We start from the raw sequence: 17,276 nt of genomic DNA on the forward strand, positions 1-17,276 counted from the left end.
GTGAGGGGTCGATATCTGTCGCTTCCGCCGTCCCGAAGCGACACATTCTGACCCCTCCCGCGGGGGTCAGAGCGCCGGGACCACCTCGCGCTCGAACAGCGTGATGCCCGAGGTGTCGTACGCGGCCTCGGGGAAGTAGTGGATCGCGTAGCCGAGGCCGTGCTCGGCGCGGGTGCGCAGGCGCTCGACGATCTGCTCGGGCGTGCCGAACGTGTCGGAGGAGCGGTAGTCGGCCTCGATGGCATCCGCCCGCTCGTCTCCGACGTGGGGCCGGAGGCGAGCGACGACCGCGGCCAGACGCTCGTCGGCCTCGGCTTCGGTCGACGCCACGATCGTGTTGAAGTTCGTGGACCGCGTGATCTCGCCGAAGTCGCGGCCCAGGGCCTCGCAGTGATCGCGCAGCACCGCCGACTTGTGGTCGAACTCGTCGAGCGAGCCGCCGAAGTTCGTGTACGACGCGTACTTTGCCGCGACCTTGAGCGTCACCTTCTCGCCGCCACCGGCGATCCAGAGCGGGATGCCACCGGGCTGCAGCGGCTGCGGCTGGACGATCGCCCCGTCGACCTCGTAGTACTTTCCGGCGAGGGTGGCGGTGCCCGTGGTCCACGCCTGGTGCATGATCTCGACGCCCTCGCGGAGGCGTCCGAGACGCTCGGCGATCGGCGGGAACCCGTAGCCGTAGGCGCGCCACTCGTGCTCGTACCAGCCGCCGCCAATGCCCATCTCGGCGCGACCGCCCGAGATGAGGTCGACGGTCGCCGCGACCTTGGCGAGGTAGGCCGGGTTGCGGTACCCCATGCACGTGCACATCTGCCCGAGGCGCACGCGGTCGGTGACCGCGGCGAACGCGGCCATGAGCGTCCAGGCCTCGTGCGTGGCCTCGGCGCTCGGCACGGGGGTCGTGTGGAAGTGGTCGTAGACCCAGATCGACGACCACGGTCCTTCGTCGGCGCTCTGAGCGAGCGAACTCATCACCCGCCACTGCTCGGCGGGCTCGATGCCCACCAGATCGAAGCGCCAACCCTGCGGGACGAAGATGCCGAATTCCATGCGCTTCACCCTAGGGCCGCGGCCCGACATCCGCGCGCTGTTGCGGACGTTCCGCGCAGGCTCGGCCGGGGTCCGGACCGACCTCCCCGCCGCGAGACGGCATCCGCCGGTGCAGCGTGCCGCAGTGTCGTCAGGCCACTGCGGTCTCGGCGACGTCGGCACCCGGACGCCGGCGCTGCCACGGCAGAGCCCGCATCATGCTCAGGACGGCCACGATCCCGACGCCGAGCGCGGCGGCGGAACCGAGCAGGGGCCCGACGACCGCGGGGATGCCGCCTCGCGCCGCGGGCACGAGCGCGCTCCCCTGCGGTTGCGTCGTCAGGGGGGCGTTCGCGGCGAAGAACGCCCGCGCGGGCACGGTGGGATCGACCGCGGCCGGCGCCGCGCGCAGCGGGTTGCTCGGCACCGCCGTCGCCGTCGCGGCGCCGGTCCCCTCCGGGGCGGGAGGGACGACGGGCGTCGCCGCGTCGAAGCTCACCGTGATCGCGGTCGCGGGCTTCGCGGCATCCCGGATGCCACCCGACGTCAGCCAATACCCCTGCTGACCCGTGAGTCGGTGGAAGTCGACGAAGGACTGCGGGAACGATCCCCAGAACGCGGCGTTCGCCGCCGACCTCGCGACCTGGCCCGCGCCCTCGACGGCCACCCCGCGGTACTCGGGCGTCACGGTGAACCCGCGGTCGGCCGCCGCGTCCGCCGATCGGATCTCTGCGAGCACGACCTCGCGCGGGGCCACGGGATTCCAGCTCGTCAGATCGTCCATCGATGTGCCGTATCCGCTCGCCGTACCGACCAGCCGTCCGTTCCCCACCCCGTCGAGCGTCAGCTTCGGGTCCGTCACGCTCCAGTACGTCATGCCTCCGTAGAACACCACGGTGAACGACCCCGACCACCCGATCTCGGTCGTCCCATCGCGACGCTGACCGGTCCCCCCGTCGATCACGACCTGATTGCCCGAGGTGCTGGACGCGGATGCCACGGTCACCGGTGCCCCGCTGGCATCCCGGCACTTCGAGTCCCACGTGGCCGCCGTCCAGCCGCCCGACGCCGTCGGCTTCTCGATCCGCACGCGCCCGTCTTCGGCGCGATAGAGGCCGTCGTTCTGCGTCCAGACGCGCGAGCCCCCGGCGTCCCCCGCGCGCCCCGCGCTGAGGAAGTTGCATCCGCCCGCGAACGCCCCGCCGCCGGCTTCGGCGTTGAGTCCCCAGCGCAGCTGAGCATTCGCGATGGTGCCGTCGGTTCCCGGCGACCCGCCCGGGCCGGGCACGGTGACGATGACGTCGTCGGGACCGGCGGCCGTCGCGGGAGCCGCCCCACCCGCGGCGAGGAGGGCTACGGCCAGCGCGATCCCCGCCCGCACCGCCGCCCTCACCGGCCCGCCCCGACCGTGGTCACGGCGTCGGGTGCGACCGCCGCCGCCCCGGACGCGACCGGCCCAGCCGTGGCCCGCCCCTCGGCGGCCGGCGCCCCGGCTCCAGCCGACCCCGCCCCAGCAGCGCGCGCTGCCCGCCACGCCGCCCGCGCCCGGACGATCGCGGTGACGATGCTCGCGATCACGAGCGCGAGGGAGAGCGCGACACAGGCCAGAAGGAGGACGATCGCCCACGTGGGCACCGGCGGCGTGGCATCCACGACCATGTCCGCGGCGCCACCGGTGACGGTCACCTCGGTCTCGGCGACGCCCCCGGAACCGGCGCCGCGGAGCGTGACGAGATGGGTGCCGTTGCGGATGTCGCGCGGCACGGGGAGCGCGGCCGCCACCTCCCCCTGCGCGCCGGCGGTCAACGGGCCCACGGCGGTCAGGCCGCCGTCGAGGGCCGCGACCACCTGCTCCCCCGGGGTGAACCCCTGACCGGTGAACACGATCGACGACCCCGCCACCACGCTGCTCGTCTCGACCCCGACGCGCACCGTCCCGACGGCCGCGGGGGCGGGTCCGGCCTCCGCGCCGGTGGCGGTCGCCTCTTCCGGCGGTGTCGCCGCGGCGAATGAGACCGGCGTGAACGTCTCGTTCGTGGCGTTCTTGACACCGTGCGCCCCGATCGTGATGACGCCGCACGTCACCTCGCGACAGTCGACCGTCGTGACGCGGCCGGCGCGGTCCTGGCTCTCGAACACGGCGCCCGGAACGTTCATCTCCACCGACCACGAGCCGTCGGCGCCGAGCGTGCCGTTGGCCGATGCCTCGGTCTCCCCGCCGGGGAAGGCCAGGAAGCGCTGGTAGCCGTTGTTGTCGGCGGACTCGGCATCCGGGACGTAGCGGTAGTCCTCGCCCGCCACACCCCCCGCGCTCGGACGCCACGAACCGCCCGCGGGGTCGTCGACCCACCCGAACATCACGTAGATCCCGCCGAAGCCCTTCGGGATCGACTGGAATCCCGAGCCCGACACGGTGATCGCGCTGGCGTGGTCCGCGGCGAGCGCCGCCCCGCCGTCGGGTCCGACGACCGTCACCGTCCCCGCGGCCCACGCGGGACTGGCGGCACTCCCCGAGACGGAGAGCAGGAGGGCGACGACGGCGGCGAGGAGCACACGGGGCAGGGAGGTCACGGCGACGGTTCTCCGGGTTCGGCGGGTGGGAAAGGGAGGGCGGGGGCCGCGGGTCGCGGCACCGAGGTGTCCGCCAGGACGAGGAGACTGCCGCGCGGACCCTCGACGACATCGATGGGATGCCGGTAGACCCGGCTCAGTCGTTCGGACTCGAGCACGTCGCGGGGCGGCCCGACGGCCACTACCCTCCCACCGTCGAGGAGGGCGATGCGATCGGCGTAGGCGGCGGCGAGGCCGAGGTCGTGGAGCACGACGATCGCCGCGCCCCCCGCGTTCACGCGCTCGCGCGTGCGCGCGAGGACCCGATGCTGGTGGCGGATGTCGAGGCTCGCGGTGGGTTCGTCCAGCAGTGCGATCTCGCACTCCTGGGCGAAGGAGCGCGCGAAGGCGGCGCGAGCGCGCTCTCCCCCCGACAAGCCGGTGACGGGCCGATCGGCGAAGGCCGCGACCTCGCCGGCATCCATCGCCGATGCCACGGCCTCGTGGTCGCGCGCCGCGGCGGGATGCCGACGCCACGGCGCCCGCCCCATCGCCACGACGTCGCGCACCACGAAGGGGAAGGACACCTCGTTGCTCTGCGTGAGCACGGACCGTCGGCGCGCCCGCTCCGCGATCGGCCACGACCCCAGTGCCGCGCCGTCCATCTCGAGGGACCCGGCGGAGGGGAGACGATCGCCCGCGAGTACGGCGAGAAGTGTCGATTTCCCGGCGCCGTTCGGACCCACCAGCACGAGCATCTCCCCGGCCCGCAGGTCGAGGTCCACGCCCTCGAGGACGCGGCGACCCCCGACGTCCACCGAGAGGCCCCGCGCGCGCAGCACCGTCGTCATCCCCATCCTCCCGACCGGCGCCGCGTTCTGCGCAGGAGCCAGAAGAAGAACGGACCGCCGATGAGCGCGGTGAGCATGCCGATCGGCAGCTCCGATCCCGCGATGGCGGTGCGGGCGAGGAGGTCGGCGACCACCAGCAGCACCGCCCCGCCCAGGGCGCTGGCCGGCAGCAGCAAGCGGTGGCCGGGGCCGAGGGCCATCCGCATGAGGTGGGGTACGACGAGACCGACGAATCCGATGATGCCGCAGAAGGCGACGGCCGCGCAGGTGAGGAGTGCGATCACGACGATCGCGGCGACCCGCAGACGCTCGACGCGCACGCCGAGATGCTCCGCCTGCCGCTCCCCCAGCGACAGGAGGTCGAGATCCCCGGCGAGGAAGAGGCACACCGTGATCCCGATGACCGCGAGCGGGGCCACGACCGCGAGATCGTCCCACCGCGTGCCGTTGAGCGAGCCGAGTTGCCAGAACACGATCTGCTCGCGCTGCTGAGTCGATCCGAGGTAGGTGAAGAGGGCGATCGCGGCCCCGCCGACGGCGTTGACGGCGATCCCCGTCAGCACGAGGGTGACGACCTCGGTCCGTCCGTCGGCTCGGGCCGAGGCGTAGACGATCACGGTCGCCGCGAGTCCGCCGACGAACGCGAGCACGGGGAGGGTCAGCGGACCGAGGAACGTGAGCCCGAAGACGATGGATGCCGAGGCCCCCACGGCGGCCCCCGAGGAGATGCCGATAACCCCGGGCTCGGCCAGCGGATTGCGGAAGACGCCCTGCATCACCACGCCGGCCGTCGCGAGCGTCGCCCCGACCAGCACCGCCATGAGCAGGCGCGGCATTCGGATGAGCCAGAGCGTCGCCTCACCGTTCACGTGCTCGACGGCGGCACCCGGAGGCACCGACAGGAACCCGAGCCCGATTGCCCGTACCGCGTCGTTCCACGCGCGCGTGAACGCGCCCACGACCTGGTCGGGCGGGATCGAGAGCTGACCGCTCCCCGCGGAGACCACGACGAGGACCACGAGGGCGACGGCGAGGCCGACGAAGATCGCGGGCGTGCGGAGCCCCGCGCGCGGTCGCGGGGGTGCCACGCCCTGCGCGGTCGCGACGGCCGTCACCCCGCGGCCCCGGGCGCGTACACGGCGACCGCGAGCGCGTCGAGGACGTCGGCGGAGGCCGGCCCGAAGCTCAACACGGTGGTGTCCGCCATGTCGACGACGCGACGGTGGCGTCCGGCATCCGTCTGGGCGATCGCCGGGAGATGCTCGAGCAGGCCGTCGACGCCGCCCACCGACTCGAGACCCTTCGACATCATGATCAGCAGGTCGGGGTTCGCCTGGACGAGCGCCTCGTCGGTGATCGGCCGCATCCCCGTCCAGCCGATCTCCCCCGCGACGTCGGTGCCTCCGAGCGCGTCGATGAGGCTGTCTGCCCCGGACTCCTCGCCGAAGAGGTAGTAGACGCCCGACTGCCCGCGCACGTAGAGGAACATCATCCGGAGCTTCTGCGCGGGATCGGCGGGCGCGATCGCCGCGATCTGGGCGATCTTCTCCTCGGTGGCGGTGTTGCTGCGCGCGGCGAGAGCGGCCGCGCGCTCCGGGACGCCCAAGGCGTCGCCGACCTGCTGGATCAGCGCGCCCACGGACTCCAGCGACCGGCGCGAGTCGACCACGACGACCGGGATTCCGGCATCCCTCATCTGAAGGATGGTGTCCCACGGCCCGAGGCTCGTGTCGGTGAGGATCACGGTGGGGGCCGCGTCGAGGATCGCCTCCGCGTTCAGGTCATGGCCGTTCTCGGTCACCACCGGCAGGTCGGCGGCCTCGGGGAAGGCGGTCGAGACGTCGCGGGCCACGACCGCGTCGCCCAACCCCAGCTCGAAGACGATGCGCGAGAGCGAGCCGTAGACGTCGAGCGTGAGGATGCGCGAGGTGTCCGCCACGGTGACCGCGGTGCCCTGCGCGTCGGTGACGACCGCCGGCAAGGTCTGCGCCCCCTCGGTCACGGGATCGATCGGGGTGGATGCCGCCACGGCGGTGGAGGGACCCTCCCAGGCGAGGGGGTCGGCCACGGGCGTGACGTCGGCGAGCGCCGTCGTCGCACGCGCGTCCGCCGGGGACGCACCGTCGACGGCAGCGCAGGACGAGAGCGCAACGAGGGTGGCGAAGGCCAGGGCGAGCGCGGCGGATCCGCGCACTGATCGACGAGTCATGAAGACCTCCAAGTTAGGACAGCCTATCCTTAACATTGCCGCCGAGCGGGACTTCATGCTTAGGTAAGCCTAACCTGCCCTTCACGCCCGACATCGGGCGCGGCCGACGCACGCCGTCGGAGACTTCCGGGGGCGGGAGAAGGGAATGAACGTGGACTCCACAGCTCGACACCGCCGCCGACGGCCCCGCGCCGTCGCCGCCGCAACCCTCGCGGCCGCGGCACTGACGCTGGGCGGCGCCCTCGTCGCGGTGCCCGCGCACGCCGCGGGATCGCCGATCGACGGCGCGGTCTTCCGATGGGGCGTGAGCGCCGAGGCGAACTCCGCGGCCTTCGCACCGGGAACAGTGAACCTGCTCTCTGCCGGTATCGTCACCGCCGCGTCGTCGGCCGACCGCGTGACGTCGACGAACTGGAAGCAGAGCGACGGCAACGTCGAGATCCTCAAGCTCCAGGCGGACGGCACGTACGCCGACGCGACGTTCGCGGGCCTGCGGACGGATGCCGACGGCACGACGATCACCACCGGCAACGGACTCGACTCGGGCCACATCGTCGAGATCGACGGCGGGACCGGAACGGTGGATGTCGACGCCAATACGGCCGTCATCCAGTGGACGGGCTCGTTCACGTCGGCGTTCTACTCCGGCATGAGCCGGTCGTGGATCACCGACCCGAAGCTCACCGTCGCCTCCGACGGCACGGGCACCGTCACCGCGACCCTCGGGGGCTACGGAACCTCGATGGACGACCCCGACAAGTTCGAGAGCCTCACTCCCGTGCCCGACGTGGTCATCGCGACCCTGACCGGTGTGGATGTCACCCCCACCGGGTTCAGCGTGACGCCGGACTACCTCGGACGCACCGTCACCGTGCCGGCCGGTTCTGTCGCGCAGGTCACCGGCGGAGCGTTCTCCGGCGCCTTCCCCCAGTCGTTCGTCGACTTCCAGATCGCGACGGGCCAGGGCTCGTACTGGTACTCGTCGGGCGGAGCCGCGGACTCGCGTAAGCCCGCGACCCCGCTCTCGATCGCGTACACCGCCGCCGTCCCGTCCGGCCCGAGCGTGACCGTCTCGAAGACCAGCGGGCTCGCCCAGGGCGAAACCGTCACGGTGAGCGGCAGCGGCTTCCTGCCGTCCGGCACCGCCACGAACGGCACCCGCCCGCCGTTGGCCGGGAAGTTCAGCGGCGCGTACGTGGTGTTCGGGAAGTTCGCCGACACGTGGAAGCCGTCCGCGGGCGCCCCGTCCTCCTCCCGCTCGGTGATCACCCAGAAGTGGGCCGTGCCGGCCGAGAGCATGTCGACGATCGGCGGCACGAACAGCGGCGCGATCGAGCTGAAGCCCGACGGCACGTTCTCGGTCGACCTCGCGCTGACGACCACCGAGGCCCAGAACCTGGCCGCCGGCACGTTCGGTATCGCCACCTACGGCGGCAGCGGTGCGGTCCACGCCCCCTTCGAGACGTTCACCCCGGTCACCTTCGCGGCGGCCTCCGACGTGATCGTCGACGTTCCCGCCTGGGTCGACAACCCGACCGGCTCGTTCGGCTGGGCCTTCGCCGGCACCTCGCCCGCCAACCTCGGCACCGCCGTCCAGGACGGCGCGAACTTCGTGGCATCCGGGTCGCTCACCGACATCGTCGTGACGGACACCCGCGCCGGCGGCACCGCGCCGTACACGTGGAGCATCTCCGGACAGGTCGGCGACTTCGCGTCGTCGACGGGCGAGACGTTCTCGGGTGATCTGCTCGGCTGGAAGCCGAAGCTCGTCTCGGCGGGCTCGAGCGTCGCCGCGGGTGCCGAGGTCTCCTCGACGCGCCTCGGCGGCACGGGCCTGGGCTCGTCGCGGGTGCTGGCCTCGTCGACGGCCGCCGCCAGCGCCACGATCGGGGCCGACCTCGCCCTCGTCATCCCGGGGACGACCCCCGCGGGCGACTACGCGAGCAAGCTCACCATCACCGCCCTCCAGTAATCACCGACGCGGGGTCGCGGCACCCGCCGGGACCCCGCGCTCCACCGACCCGAAAGACCCTCGTGACCGTGATCCGACACGTCCGCCTCCTCGCCGTCGCCGCGGCGCTCGCCCTCGCCCTCTCCGCCTCTCCGCCGGCGCACGCCGAGGACGGCGGCATCGCCTGGAGCGTGCAGACCGGTGACAACGCGAACGGCACCGGGCGAGCGAACTTCGCCTACACGGTCGACCCCGGCGCGGTCGTGTCGGACACCATGATCGTCGTCAACACCGGGACCGAACCGCTCCCCCTCAGCGTCTACGCGGCCGACGCCTTCACAACGGCGAGCGGTGAGATCGACGTGCTCGCCGATGGTACCCCCTCCCAGGATGCCGGGACCTGGGTCTCGGTGGAGCGCACCGGCCTCGACCTGGCACCGGGGCAGTCCGCGGAGATCCCCTTCACCCTCACGGTGCCCGCGGACGCGCGCCCGGGCGACCACTCGGCCGGGATCGTGACGTCGCTCACGAGCCGGGATGCCGCGAGCTCGCTGTCCGTCGAACGGCGCCTCGGCACCCGCATCACCGTCCGCGTCGCGGGCGACCTCGTCCCCGCCGCGTCGATCACGGCCGTGACGGCGCGGTACGAGGGGTCGTGGAACCCGTTCGAGTCGGGTCGTGTCGTCGTGCAGTACGCGCTGCAGAACACCGGGAACACCCGCCTGACCGGCGTCGAAGCCCTCACCGTCGACGGGATCGCGCCCGCCGCCGCGGCGCGGACGCAGCTGCCCGAGATCCTGACGGGGTCGACCATCGAGGTCACCCGGGAGATCCCGGCGTTCTCGCTCGGATGGCTCGGCGGCCGGGTCGCGATCGAACCGGAGGGCGTCGGCCTGGGCGCGGGGGTCGTCGCGCCCCTCGTCGCCGAATACGGGGTCGTGGCCCCGCCCTGGAGCCTCTATGCGCTGATCGTCGCCGTGATCGGCGGGGTCGTCGTGCTCGTGATCGTCGCGCGTCGTCGCGCGGCCGGCCGTCGCTCGACGACGGACACCGCCGAAGCGCGGGACCCCGAGGTCGCTCAGGCGATCTGAGCGGCCTTGGCGCGCGCCAGGTCTTCGAACAGCTCGGTATTGAAGCGGTACGCGACGAGCACCTCGTCGATCACGCGCTCCTTCTCGTCGGCGCTCCACGGAGCGGCATCCAGCTTGTCCCGGTACACGTTCTTGAACTCTTCGGGGTTGGCGATGTCACCGAAGAGGTAGAAGCCGATGCCGTTCGTCTCGAAGCCGAACCGACGCCGCATGAGACGCCCGATGAACTGCCCGCCCGACAGGTCGCCGAGGTAGCGCGTGTAGTGGTGGGCGACGAATCCGCCCGGCCACGTCGCCGCCACGCGACGGATCCGCGCGACGTAGGCCTGCGTCGTGGGAAGAGGCGTCACGATCTCGCGCCACTCGGGGCCGATGAGGAACGCGAGGTCGGCCTCGATGGCGGGGAGCCGCGTGAGCTTGTCGCTGAGGAACACGGATGCCACCGGGTCGAGGCGCATCCGATCCGTGGCCTCCTCGAGGGCGGCGTAGATGAACCAGTGCTGCGTGACGAGGGCGACGTAGTCCTCGCGCGTTCCGGCACCGCTCATCAGATCGGCCATGAAGCCGGCGTGCTCGCTCGTGGAGTGGGCGCTGCGGGAGCGCTCGCGGAGGGCGGCGGAGAAGGAGAGGACGTCGCTCATGAGGACATCATACGCAAAAGGTTAGGTAACCCTAACCTTTAATTCTGTCGGCGTCAGTGCGGGCGAGCGGGCACTCCGAGACGACGGCACGCCTCGTCGTACAGTGCGACGATCTCGCGGCGCACCTCGGCGCGCTCGGTGATGGATCCGCCGAGCCACGGAACCCGCAGCGCCACGGCGTCGGGTCCGACGACCCAGTCGCCGCCCGCGCCGTCGAAGCCGGTCATCTCCGCCGTCGTCGCCTCGGGATCCGGACCGAACGCCCGCGCGATGAGGACGTTGTCGTCGTGGTGGTCGCCGTTCATGTGCGCAAGGACGGCGCGGCGGACCTCTGGGGCGAATTCATGGCTCATTAGGTAACCCTAACTTCCTGGCCGGACGTGCCGCACTGCCCGGGCGCGCGCGCTCAGCCGCGGAACGCCGCGAGCCGCTCGCGCATCACGGCCACGGCGTCGGCGTTGTCGTCGATCAGCACCGAGTGCCGACCGAGGGGCGCGGCGACAGCCCCGAGCGTGCCGCTGCCGGCGAACATGTCCAGCACCCGGTCGCCTGGACGACTGGATGCCTGGACCATCCGCCGCAGCACGCCCTCGGGCTTCTGTGTCGGGTAGCCCGTCTTCTCGCGACCCGTGGTCGGCACGATCGTGTGCCACCAGACGTCGGTGGGCATCTTGCCGCGGGCGGCCTTCTCGGCGGTCACGAGGCCCGGAGCCATGTAGGGCTCGCGGTCCACGGCATCCGAATCGAAGAAGTACCGCTGCGGATTCTTCACGTAGACGAGGATCGTCTCGTGCTTCGTCGGCCACCGACGCCGGGTCTTGGCCCCGTAGTCGTACGCCCAGATGAGCTCGTTGAGGAAGCGCTCACGCCCGAACAGCGCGTCGCACATGACCTTGGCGTAGTGCACCTCGCGGTAGTCGAGGTGGAGGTAGAGCGTGCCGTCGTCGGCGAGGAGGCGCCACGCCTCCTCGAGACGCGGCTCGAGGAACGCCCAGTAGTCGTCGAAACGGTCGTCGTAGGTGCGCAGGTCGCCGCGGAGCCGCGAGTATTCGCGCCCGTGGAATCCGCGGTGCACGACCGGCGCCGCGGCGGGTTCCTCCTCGCCGGGGAAGACGAGCATCGCCGGGTCGTGGGGCGGTTCGGATGCCAGGATCAGCGGTTCCTCGGCCTCCGCAGCCTCGTCGACCGCCGGAGCCCGGCGGGCGGACTCCACCGCCTTCGACCGCGTGCGGCCGGTGTTGAACGGCGGGTCGAGGTAGACGAGCGTGAACGAGCCGTCGGGCAGACCGGGCGTGATGGCGAGGTTGTCGGCGTGGTGGATCTCGACGGTGCCGTGGTCGAAGACACCGTCCAGGGTCGTGCCGCTCACGGAACGCGCTGGAGCCACGCGTCGGTGGCGAACTTCGCCGCGACCAGGGCCTCGGCCTCGGCGTATTCCTCTTCGGTGACGTGGCCGGTCGTGGCGCCGTAGAGGGTCGTGAACGTGTCGATGAACCGCTGGATCACGGCATCCCGGGCCAGGCCCGTCTGACTCCGGAGGGGATCGACGCGCTTCGCCGCCGAGACCGTGCCCTTGTCGCTGAGCTTCTCGCGGCCGATGCGGAGCACCTCGGTGAGCACCTGGCCGTCCATGTCGTAGCTGAGCGTCGCGTGGTGGAGCACGCCGCCGTTGGCGAGCCGCTTCTGCGCGGCACCGCCGATCTTGCCGTGGGGGCCGGCGATGTCGTTGAGCGGCTGGTAGACCGCGTCGATGCCGAGCGAGCGCAGCGCCTGCAGCACCCAGTCGTCGAGGAACGCGTAGGAGTCGGCGAACGTCATGCCCGCGACGAGCGAGGCGGGGACGTACAGCGAGTACGTCACGATCGAGTTGGCGGCCATGAGCATGGCGCCGCCGCCGGAGATTCGTCGCACGACGTCGAAGCCGTGCTTCGCGGCACCCTCGGGATCGACCTCGTTGCGCAGCGACTGGAACGACCCGATGACGACGGCGTTCTCGTTCCACTCCCAGAGGCGCAGCGTCGGCTTCCGCAGTCCCGCGCCGACGCGCGCGGTGAGCACCTCGTCGAGCGCGAGGTTCATGCGTGGCGACACCGGGGCGTCGTGCACGACCTCCCATTCGAAGTCGGCCCAGCCGGGCGCGGTCACCAGCGCGCGACGGATGGCGGTGGCCACCGCCTCGGGCGTGAAGCCGAGCAGCTGCGCGCCCTCCGGGAGAGCCGCGCGGATCGCCGCCGCGATCGTCGGGACGTCCGACTCCACCGGGAGGCCGTTCACGGCGGCGTCGATGTCGTCCAACGCGTCGTCGGGCTCGAGGAAGAAGTCGCCCGCGAGGTGGAAGCCGGCGATGCGGCCGTCGCGCTCCTCGAGGTCGACGACGACCAGCTTTCCGCCGGGGACCTTGTACTCGCCGTGCATGCCCCCAGCCTACGGCGGGTGCGCGGCGAGCCCGCCCCGCGGCGCGAGAACAGGCGATGCGCCCAGGACAGGCCGATCCCCCGCGGATCGCCCTGTTTCCGTGGCATCCCCTGTTCTCAGAACATGGATGCCACGCCCTTCAGCCGCGCCGAGGGAACCTCCGGTCGAGCCAGGCCGCGAGGTCGGCGCGCACCTCGGCCTGCTGGGCCTCGGCGAAGATCTCGTGCCGTGCGCCGGGATAGACCAGCGTGGTGACGTCGGTGAAGCCGGACCGCGTCCGATACGCGTCCGCGAGGAGGTGCACGCTGCGCGGGCCGCCGACGGTGTCGTCGCGACCGACCATGAGCAGCGTCGGGATGTCGCGCCCGAGGTTGCGACGCGGGCGCCCGATGAGCTTCACCGTCTCGACGGGCCCGAACAGGCGCAGCAGCGGCGTCGAGGTCGTGAGGGGGTCGGCGACGAAGTCGTGGGCGACCTGCTCCACGCTCGACAACCACTCCATGCCCGTTCCCCCGAGGTGCTTCCACGGGGCGTTCAGGTCGCCGGAGTTCAGTGCACCGGGCCAGCGGAGCGCCGAGCCGCTCAGGACGAGGGCGTCATAGGCATCCGGATGCCGGTCCACCAGCATCTGCGCGAGGAACGAGCCCCACGAGTGTCCGAGCAGGACGAGCGGCAGGTCGGGGTGCGTCTCGCGGATGACCTGGGTGAGGGTCCACACCGCGTCGCGTGCGGCCCCGAGGCCGCCGGGCCCGAGGCGTCCGAGTTTCGCGCGCTCGCCGTTCCACTGCCGAAGGCCCGTGCGACCGTGTCCGCGGTGGTCGTCGGCGTAGACGGTGTAGCCGTCGGCGACGAGCGCCGCGATGAGAGCGCCGTAGCGACCGGCGTGCTCTCCCACCCCGTGCAGCAGCTGGACGACCGCCCGCGGCGACGCCGCCTCGTACACGTCGTAGACGATCGGAATGCCGTAGGCGTCGACGAACTCGGGCATGCGGCGAGTCTAGGGGCGGGTGTGGGCCGGAAAGCGACGGATCGAACCGTTAGCAAGGCTAATGAGCTATGCTAACTATCGACATCATGAACGACCGCGTCGACGAATCCCCCCGATCCGACTCGCGTGACGACCTCACCGCCGCCGCCTCCGAGCTGCGGATGTCGACGTTCCGCCTCGCGCGGCGCCTCCGGGCGCAGCGCGCGGTCGACACCATGAGCGACGCCCAGTTCGCGGTGCTCGCAGCCCTCACGGTGCACGGCGCGCACACGCTCGGCCAGCTCGCCGACCGTGAGCGCGTCACGGCGCCGTCGATGAACCGGACGGTGTCGCTCCTGGAGGAGGCGGGTTACGTCACCCGCACCCCCGATGACGACGACCGCCGCAGGGTGACGATCGCGCTGACGGATGCCGGTCGACTCGTCGTCGACGAGACCGTGCGGCGCCGCGACGCCTGGCTCGAAGAAGCCCTCGCGGCCCTGGGCGACGACGAGCGGCGGACCCTCGCGACGGCGGCCGAGATCATGCGAAAGGTGGCAGACACATGAGTGCGATGTTCCGCTCGTTCTCGGTCTACAACTATCGCGTCTGGTTCATCGGCGCCCTCGTGTCGAACATCGGCGCGTGGATGCAGGCGACGGCGCAGAACTGGGTCGTCCTGACCGAGCTCACCCCCAACGACGCCGCCGCGATGGGCGTGACGATGGCGCTGCAGTTCGCCCCGCCGCTGCTGCTCGTCGGCGTCACGGGATGGGTGGCCGACCGCTTCGACCGCCGACGGCTCATCATGTGCACGCAGAGCGCGATGCTCGTGCTCGCCGTGACCCTCGGCATCCTGCTCGTGACCGGTGTCATGACCCTGCCGCTGATGTTCGGGTTCGCCCTCGCGCTCGGTGTCATCACCGCGTTCGACAACCCCGCGCGCCAGGCCTTCGTCTCCGATCTCGTCGCGAAGGAGAACGCGTCCAACGCCGTCGCGCTGAACGCCGCGTCGTTCAACACCGCACGCCTCATCGGCCCGGCGGTCGCCGGCCTCATGATCGTCGTGGTCGGCACCGGGTGGGTGTTCCTCGCCAACGCCGTGACGTTCCTCGGCATGATCGCGGCGCTGCTCGCCATGCGGCCGCACGAGCTCGTCGTGCACCACCGCCGCGGCGGACCGGCACGCCTTGCCGACGGGTTCCGCTACGTCGCGAAGCGCCCCGACCTCATGGTGACCTTCGCGATGGTGTTCCTGCTCGGGGCGTTCGGCATGAACTTCCCGATCTTCGCATCGACCATGGCCCTCGAGTTCGGCCGCGGCGCCGACGGCTTCGGCCTGTTGAGTTCGTTCGTCGCGATCGGGTCCCTGGCCGGCGCCCTGCTCGCCGCCCGGCGCGAGCGGGCCCGCATGCGCCTGGTCATCCTGGGTGCGGGCGGTTTCGCCGTGGCATCCACGCTCTCCGTCTTCGCACCGTCGTACGGGACGTACGCCGCGACCCTCGTGCTCACCGGCTTCAGCGTCGTCACCATGCTCACCACCGCCAACGGCTACGTCCAGACCACGACCGATCCGGCTCTTCGGGGTCGCGTCCTGGCGTTGTACATGGCGATCCTGCTCGGGGGCACGCCCGTCGGCGCGCCGATCGTCGGATGGGTCGCGGGCGAGTTCGGCCCGCGCGTCGCGATCGCGCTCTCCGCGATCGTCGCGTTCGCGGCCTGCGGGATCGGCGTCGCGTGGACGCTCGCATCCGGCCGAGTGCACCGGCACGAGACGAAGCGGTTCCGGCTCACGCTCGACGAGACGCGTCCCATCACGACGGTCGCCCCGGAGCCCGAGGACTTCAGCGACGAGATCGCCGGCACGACCCCGATCCCGCTGCCCTCCGCGGAACGGTCGCGTCCGGCAGGTTCCCCGCACCCGGTAGGGCAGACTCACGCACCACGCCCCACGGCCTGAGCACGGACGACCTCAGACGTAGAAGCCGTGCGCTTCGAGCACGGCCACGGCGGCATCGCGTCCCGAGACCTGCAGCTTCGCGTAGATCGAGCGCAGCTGCGATTTGACGGTGTTGAGCGACACGTCCAACTCCTCGGCGATCTGCGGCAGGCTCCGGGGTCCGCGCAGCGCCAGCGCGAGCCGCTCCTCCCGCGGACTCAGGGTCGGAAGCGGAGGGCGATGCTCTGGCGTGGGGACGAGCGCGAGCATCGCGGACACGCGGGCGACGGCGTCGACCGAAGCCGAATGCCGCTCGGCCATGCGCTGCAGGAGGGTGAGCAGTTCCGGCTGCGGCAGCGTGAGATACGGGGTGAGGGATCCCCCGAGGTTCTCCGACAGGTGGAAGCCCTCGGCGAACGCCGCGTCGGCGGCCTGCGCGTTGCCCAGCCGCGCGTGAGCGACGGCGCGGCGGAGCAGCAGCGGACTGAGCGTGCGCACGCAGTGGTGGGTTCCCATTCGGATGCACGGGTCCGTCGATTCCAGGACCTCCCGCTCGCGCCCGAGGGCGATGAGGGCGGCGGCGCGTTGCATGGCGAAGCAGAGCGCATGCCCGGGTGGGGACACGCGGCCCTCCAGCACCGCCAGCGCGCGGCGGGGCTCGCCGCGGGCCAGCAACAGGTCGGCGTACACGCCCTGCGCGAACCCGCGCACCATGGTGTGACCGGAGTGCGCCTCCGTGCCGCCGGCCAGGGCTGCGACGAGGACCATGCCGCGGTCGTAGTCGCGGCGGATGAGGGCGCACATCGCCTCGGCCGCGCGCGCGGAGTACTGCCAGTAGGGGTCTGCGGGAGCCCCCGCGCGGAGCGCACCGGCCACGTCCGTCAGCGTCGCGGCGTCGAGCGCCGCCGAGGCGACCAGGATGCGGGCGAGGAGCAGGTCGTAGTCCGGGTGCGTCAGCGCGCCCGGGGAGGTGGATGCCAGCTCGTCGCAGATGCGCAGGCTCTCCCCCGCCAGGATGTACTCACCGTTGATCGCGGCGGCGAGCGCGCGCACCGCGTGCGCCCGGAACCGGGTCACGGCGTCGTCGGCGTACGCGATCGCGGAAGCGGCGTATTCGCCGGCCCGGCGCGGCCACCCGGCGGCCGCGTAGACCTCGCCCACCGCCGAGAACAGGGTCGACCGGGTCGCCGTCTCCAGCCGGCCCGGGGCCAGCAGCCGGCCGTCGGCGAAGTGGAGCTCGACGAGCCGCAGCGCATCGTCGATGCGGTCGAGCCGGGAACGGGCGATGAGCAGAGCCTCGAGCGTCTGCGCACTGGCATCCACCCAGATCCGGGGGGCCGGGCCAGCCTCGAGGTCGGCCAGAAAACGCAGGTCGGCCATCTCGGGCGCGGGGGAGGTCGGAAGCACGCTCGCGACCACGCGTTCGGCGACGGACCGCACGTTCATCAGCGGCGACGCATCGATCACGGCCTCGTCCCCCATGCAGCGATGCTAACCACGCTATTGCGCCTATCGGCCGATTCGCGTCACAAAGGATCTCCCACCGGCCGGCTTCCAGGCTGCGGAGGGTCGCTGACCCGGGTGAGTTGACGCGCGCAATCTCAGCGATTCGCGTCGGATCAGCGGCATCCAC

General features: G+C 71.8%; 16 protein-coding genes. 4 read left to right on the forward strand and 12 right to left on the reverse strand.

The window, feature by feature from the left end; translation table 11 throughout:
* Positions 1–66: 66 nt before the first annotated feature.
* The 6 genes from D8Y23_RS06160 to D8Y23_RS06185 form a co-directional block, all read right to left on the reverse strand.
* Positions 67–1,050, reverse strand: coding sequence for an LLM class F420-dependent oxidoreductase (locus D8Y23_RS06160; protein ID WP_128217284.1), 984 nt, complete (start codon positions 1,048–1,050; stop codon positions 67–69).
* Positions 1,051–1,180: 130 nt separating this feature from the next.
* Positions 1,181–2,422 (reverse strand): hypothetical protein, encoded by a 1,242-nt coding sequence (locus D8Y23_RS06165; RefSeq protein ID WP_128217285.1) that lies wholly within the window; start codon positions 2,420–2,422, stop codon positions 1,181–1,183.
* Positions 2,419–3,600 (reverse strand): hypothetical protein, encoded by a 1,182-nt coding sequence (locus D8Y23_RS06170; protein WP_128217286.1) that lies wholly within the window; start codon positions 3,598–3,600, stop codon positions 2,419–2,421. The genes D8Y23_RS06165 and D8Y23_RS06170 overlap by 4 nt, the downstream gene beginning before the upstream one ends.
* On the reverse strand, positions 3,597–4,430 hold the full coding sequence (locus D8Y23_RS06175) for a heme ABC transporter ATP-binding protein (RefSeq protein ID WP_128217287.1): 834 nt from the start codon (positions 4,428–4,430) through the stop codon (positions 3,597–3,599). Before D8Y23_RS06175 ends, D8Y23_RS06170 begins: the two co-directional genes overlap by 4 nt.
* Positions 4,427–5,545, reverse strand: a complete 1,119-nt coding sequence (locus D8Y23_RS06180; protein WP_128217288.1) for a FecCD family ABC transporter permease — start codon at positions 5,543–5,545, stop codon at positions 4,427–4,429. The genes D8Y23_RS06175 and D8Y23_RS06180 overlap by 4 nt, the downstream gene beginning before the upstream one ends.
* Entirely contained in the window at positions 5,542–6,639 is a 1,098-nt protein-coding gene (locus D8Y23_RS06185; protein ID WP_128217289.1) for a heme/hemin ABC transporter substrate-binding protein, read from the reverse strand. Before D8Y23_RS06185 ends, D8Y23_RS06180 begins: the two co-directional genes overlap by 4 nt.
* Before the next feature lie 151 nt (positions 6,640–6,790).
* Between D8Y23_RS06185 and D8Y23_RS06190 the strand changes: the two genes are divergently transcribed.
* On the forward strand, positions 6,791–8,611 hold the full coding sequence (locus D8Y23_RS06190; protein WP_128217290.1) for a hypothetical protein: 1,821 nt from the start codon (positions 6,791–6,793) through the stop codon (positions 8,609–8,611).
* A 68-nt stretch (positions 8,612–8,679) separates the two neighbouring features.
* Positions 8,680–9,681: a DUF916 domain-containing protein gene (locus D8Y23_RS06195; protein WP_128217291.1), complete on the forward strand. Its 1,002-nt coding sequence runs from the start codon at positions 8,680–8,682 to the stop codon at positions 9,679–9,681.
* Here the strand turns inward: D8Y23_RS06195 and D8Y23_RS06200 are convergent.
* The 5 genes from D8Y23_RS06200 to D8Y23_RS06220 all read right to left on the reverse strand — a co-directional run bounded on the left by D8Y23_RS06200 (position 9,669) and on the right by D8Y23_RS06220 (position 13,725).
* On the reverse strand, positions 9,669–10,322 hold the full coding sequence (locus D8Y23_RS06200; RefSeq protein WP_128217292.1) for a heme oxygenase (biliverdin-producing): 654 nt from the start codon (positions 10,320–10,322) through the stop codon (positions 9,669–9,671). The genes D8Y23_RS06195 and D8Y23_RS06200 overlap by 13 nt on opposite strands.
* A gap of 53 nt (positions 10,323–10,375) precedes the next feature.
* Entirely contained in the window at positions 10,376–10,675 is a 300-nt protein-coding gene (locus tag D8Y23_RS06205; RefSeq protein ID WP_128217293.1) for a DUF2470 domain-containing protein, read from the reverse strand.
* A 53-nt stretch (positions 10,676–10,728) separates the two neighbouring features.
* On the reverse strand, positions 10,729–11,691 hold the full coding sequence (locus D8Y23_RS06210) for a DNA-methyltransferase (RefSeq protein ID WP_240663812.1): 963 nt from the start codon (positions 11,689–11,691) through the stop codon (positions 10,729–10,731).
* Positions 11,688–12,737, reverse strand: coding sequence for a lipoate--protein ligase family protein (locus D8Y23_RS06215; RefSeq protein ID WP_128217294.1), 1,050 nt, complete (start codon positions 12,735–12,737; stop codon positions 11,688–11,690). The genes D8Y23_RS06210 and D8Y23_RS06215 overlap by 4 nt, the downstream gene beginning before the upstream one ends.
* Before the next feature lie 139 nt (positions 12,738–12,876).
* On the reverse strand, positions 12,877–13,725 hold the full coding sequence (locus D8Y23_RS06220; RefSeq protein ID WP_128217295.1) for an alpha/beta fold hydrolase: 849 nt from the start codon (positions 13,723–13,725) through the stop codon (positions 12,877–12,879).
* A gap of 86 nt (positions 13,726–13,811) precedes the next feature.
* On the opposite strand from D8Y23_RS06220, the gene D8Y23_RS06225 reads away from it, so the two are divergent.
* Entirely contained in the window at positions 13,812–14,273 is a 462-nt protein-coding gene (locus tag D8Y23_RS06225; RefSeq protein WP_128217296.1) for a MarR family winged helix-turn-helix transcriptional regulator, read from the forward strand.
* A complete protein-coding gene (locus D8Y23_RS06230; RefSeq protein WP_240663813.1) occupies positions 14,270–15,664 on the forward strand; it encodes an MFS transporter in 1,395 nt (464 codons plus the stop codon). Before D8Y23_RS06225 ends, D8Y23_RS06230 begins: the two co-directional genes overlap by 4 nt.
* A 12-nt stretch (positions 15,665–15,676) precedes the next feature.
* On the opposite strand, the gene D8Y23_RS17075 is transcribed toward D8Y23_RS06230, so the two are convergent.
* Positions 15,677–17,125 carry a helix-turn-helix transcriptional regulator gene (locus D8Y23_RS17075; protein WP_128217297.1) on the reverse strand — a complete coding sequence of 483 codons (1,449 nt, stop codon included), beginning with the start codon at positions 17,123–17,125 and terminating at the stop codon, positions 15,677–15,679.
* Between the last annotated feature and the right edge of the window lie 151 nt (positions 17,126–17,276).

Source organism: Microbacterium enclense (assembly GCF_004022425.1).
GTDB classification, from domain to species: domain Bacteria; phylum Actinomycetota; class Actinomycetes; order Actinomycetales; family Microbacteriaceae; genus Microbacterium; species Microbacterium enclense_A.

What these genes read in the sequence shown, in the direction of transcription:
- D8Y23_RS06200 (WP_128217292.1), bottom strand. Translation starts at nt 10,322, where the DNA reads ATGAGCGACGTCCTCTCCTTCTCCGCCGCCCTCCGCGAGCGCTCCCGC.
- D8Y23_RS06160 (WP_128217284.1), bottom strand. Translation starts at nt 1,050, where the DNA reads ATGGAATTCGGCATCTTCGTCCCGCAGGGTTGGCGCTTCGATCTGGTG.
- D8Y23_RS06230 (WP_240663813.1), top strand. Translation starts at nt 14,270, where the DNA reads ATGAGTGCGATGTTCCGCTCGTTCTCGGTCTACAACTATCGCGTCTGG.
- D8Y23_RS06185 (WP_128217289.1), bottom strand. Translation starts at nt 6,639, where the DNA reads ATGACTCGTCGATCAGTGCGCGGATCCGCCGCGCTCGCCCTGGCCTTC.
- D8Y23_RS06175 (WP_128217287.1), bottom strand. Translation starts at nt 4,430, where the DNA reads ATGACGACGGTGCTGCGCGCGCGGGGCCTCTCGGTGGACGTCGGGGGT.
- D8Y23_RS06205 (WP_128217293.1), bottom strand. Translation starts at nt 10,675, where the DNA reads ATGAGCCATGAATTCGCCCCAGAGGTCCGCCGCGCCGTCCTTGCGCAC.
- D8Y23_RS17075 (WP_128217297.1), bottom strand. Translation starts at nt 17,125, where the DNA reads ATGGGGGACGAGGCCGTGATCGATGCGTCGCCGCTGATGAACGTGCGG.
- D8Y23_RS06225 (WP_128217296.1), top strand. Translation starts at nt 13,812, where the DNA reads ATGAACGACCGCGTCGACGAATCCCCCCGATCCGACTCGCGTGACGAC.
- D8Y23_RS06215 (WP_128217294.1), bottom strand. Translation starts at nt 12,737, where the DNA reads ATGCACGGCGAGTACAAGGTCCCCGGCGGAAAGCTGGTCGTCGTCGAC.
- D8Y23_RS06220 (WP_128217295.1), bottom strand. Translation starts at nt 13,725, where the DNA reads ATGCCCGAGTTCGTCGACGCCTACGGCATTCCGATCGTCTACGACGTG.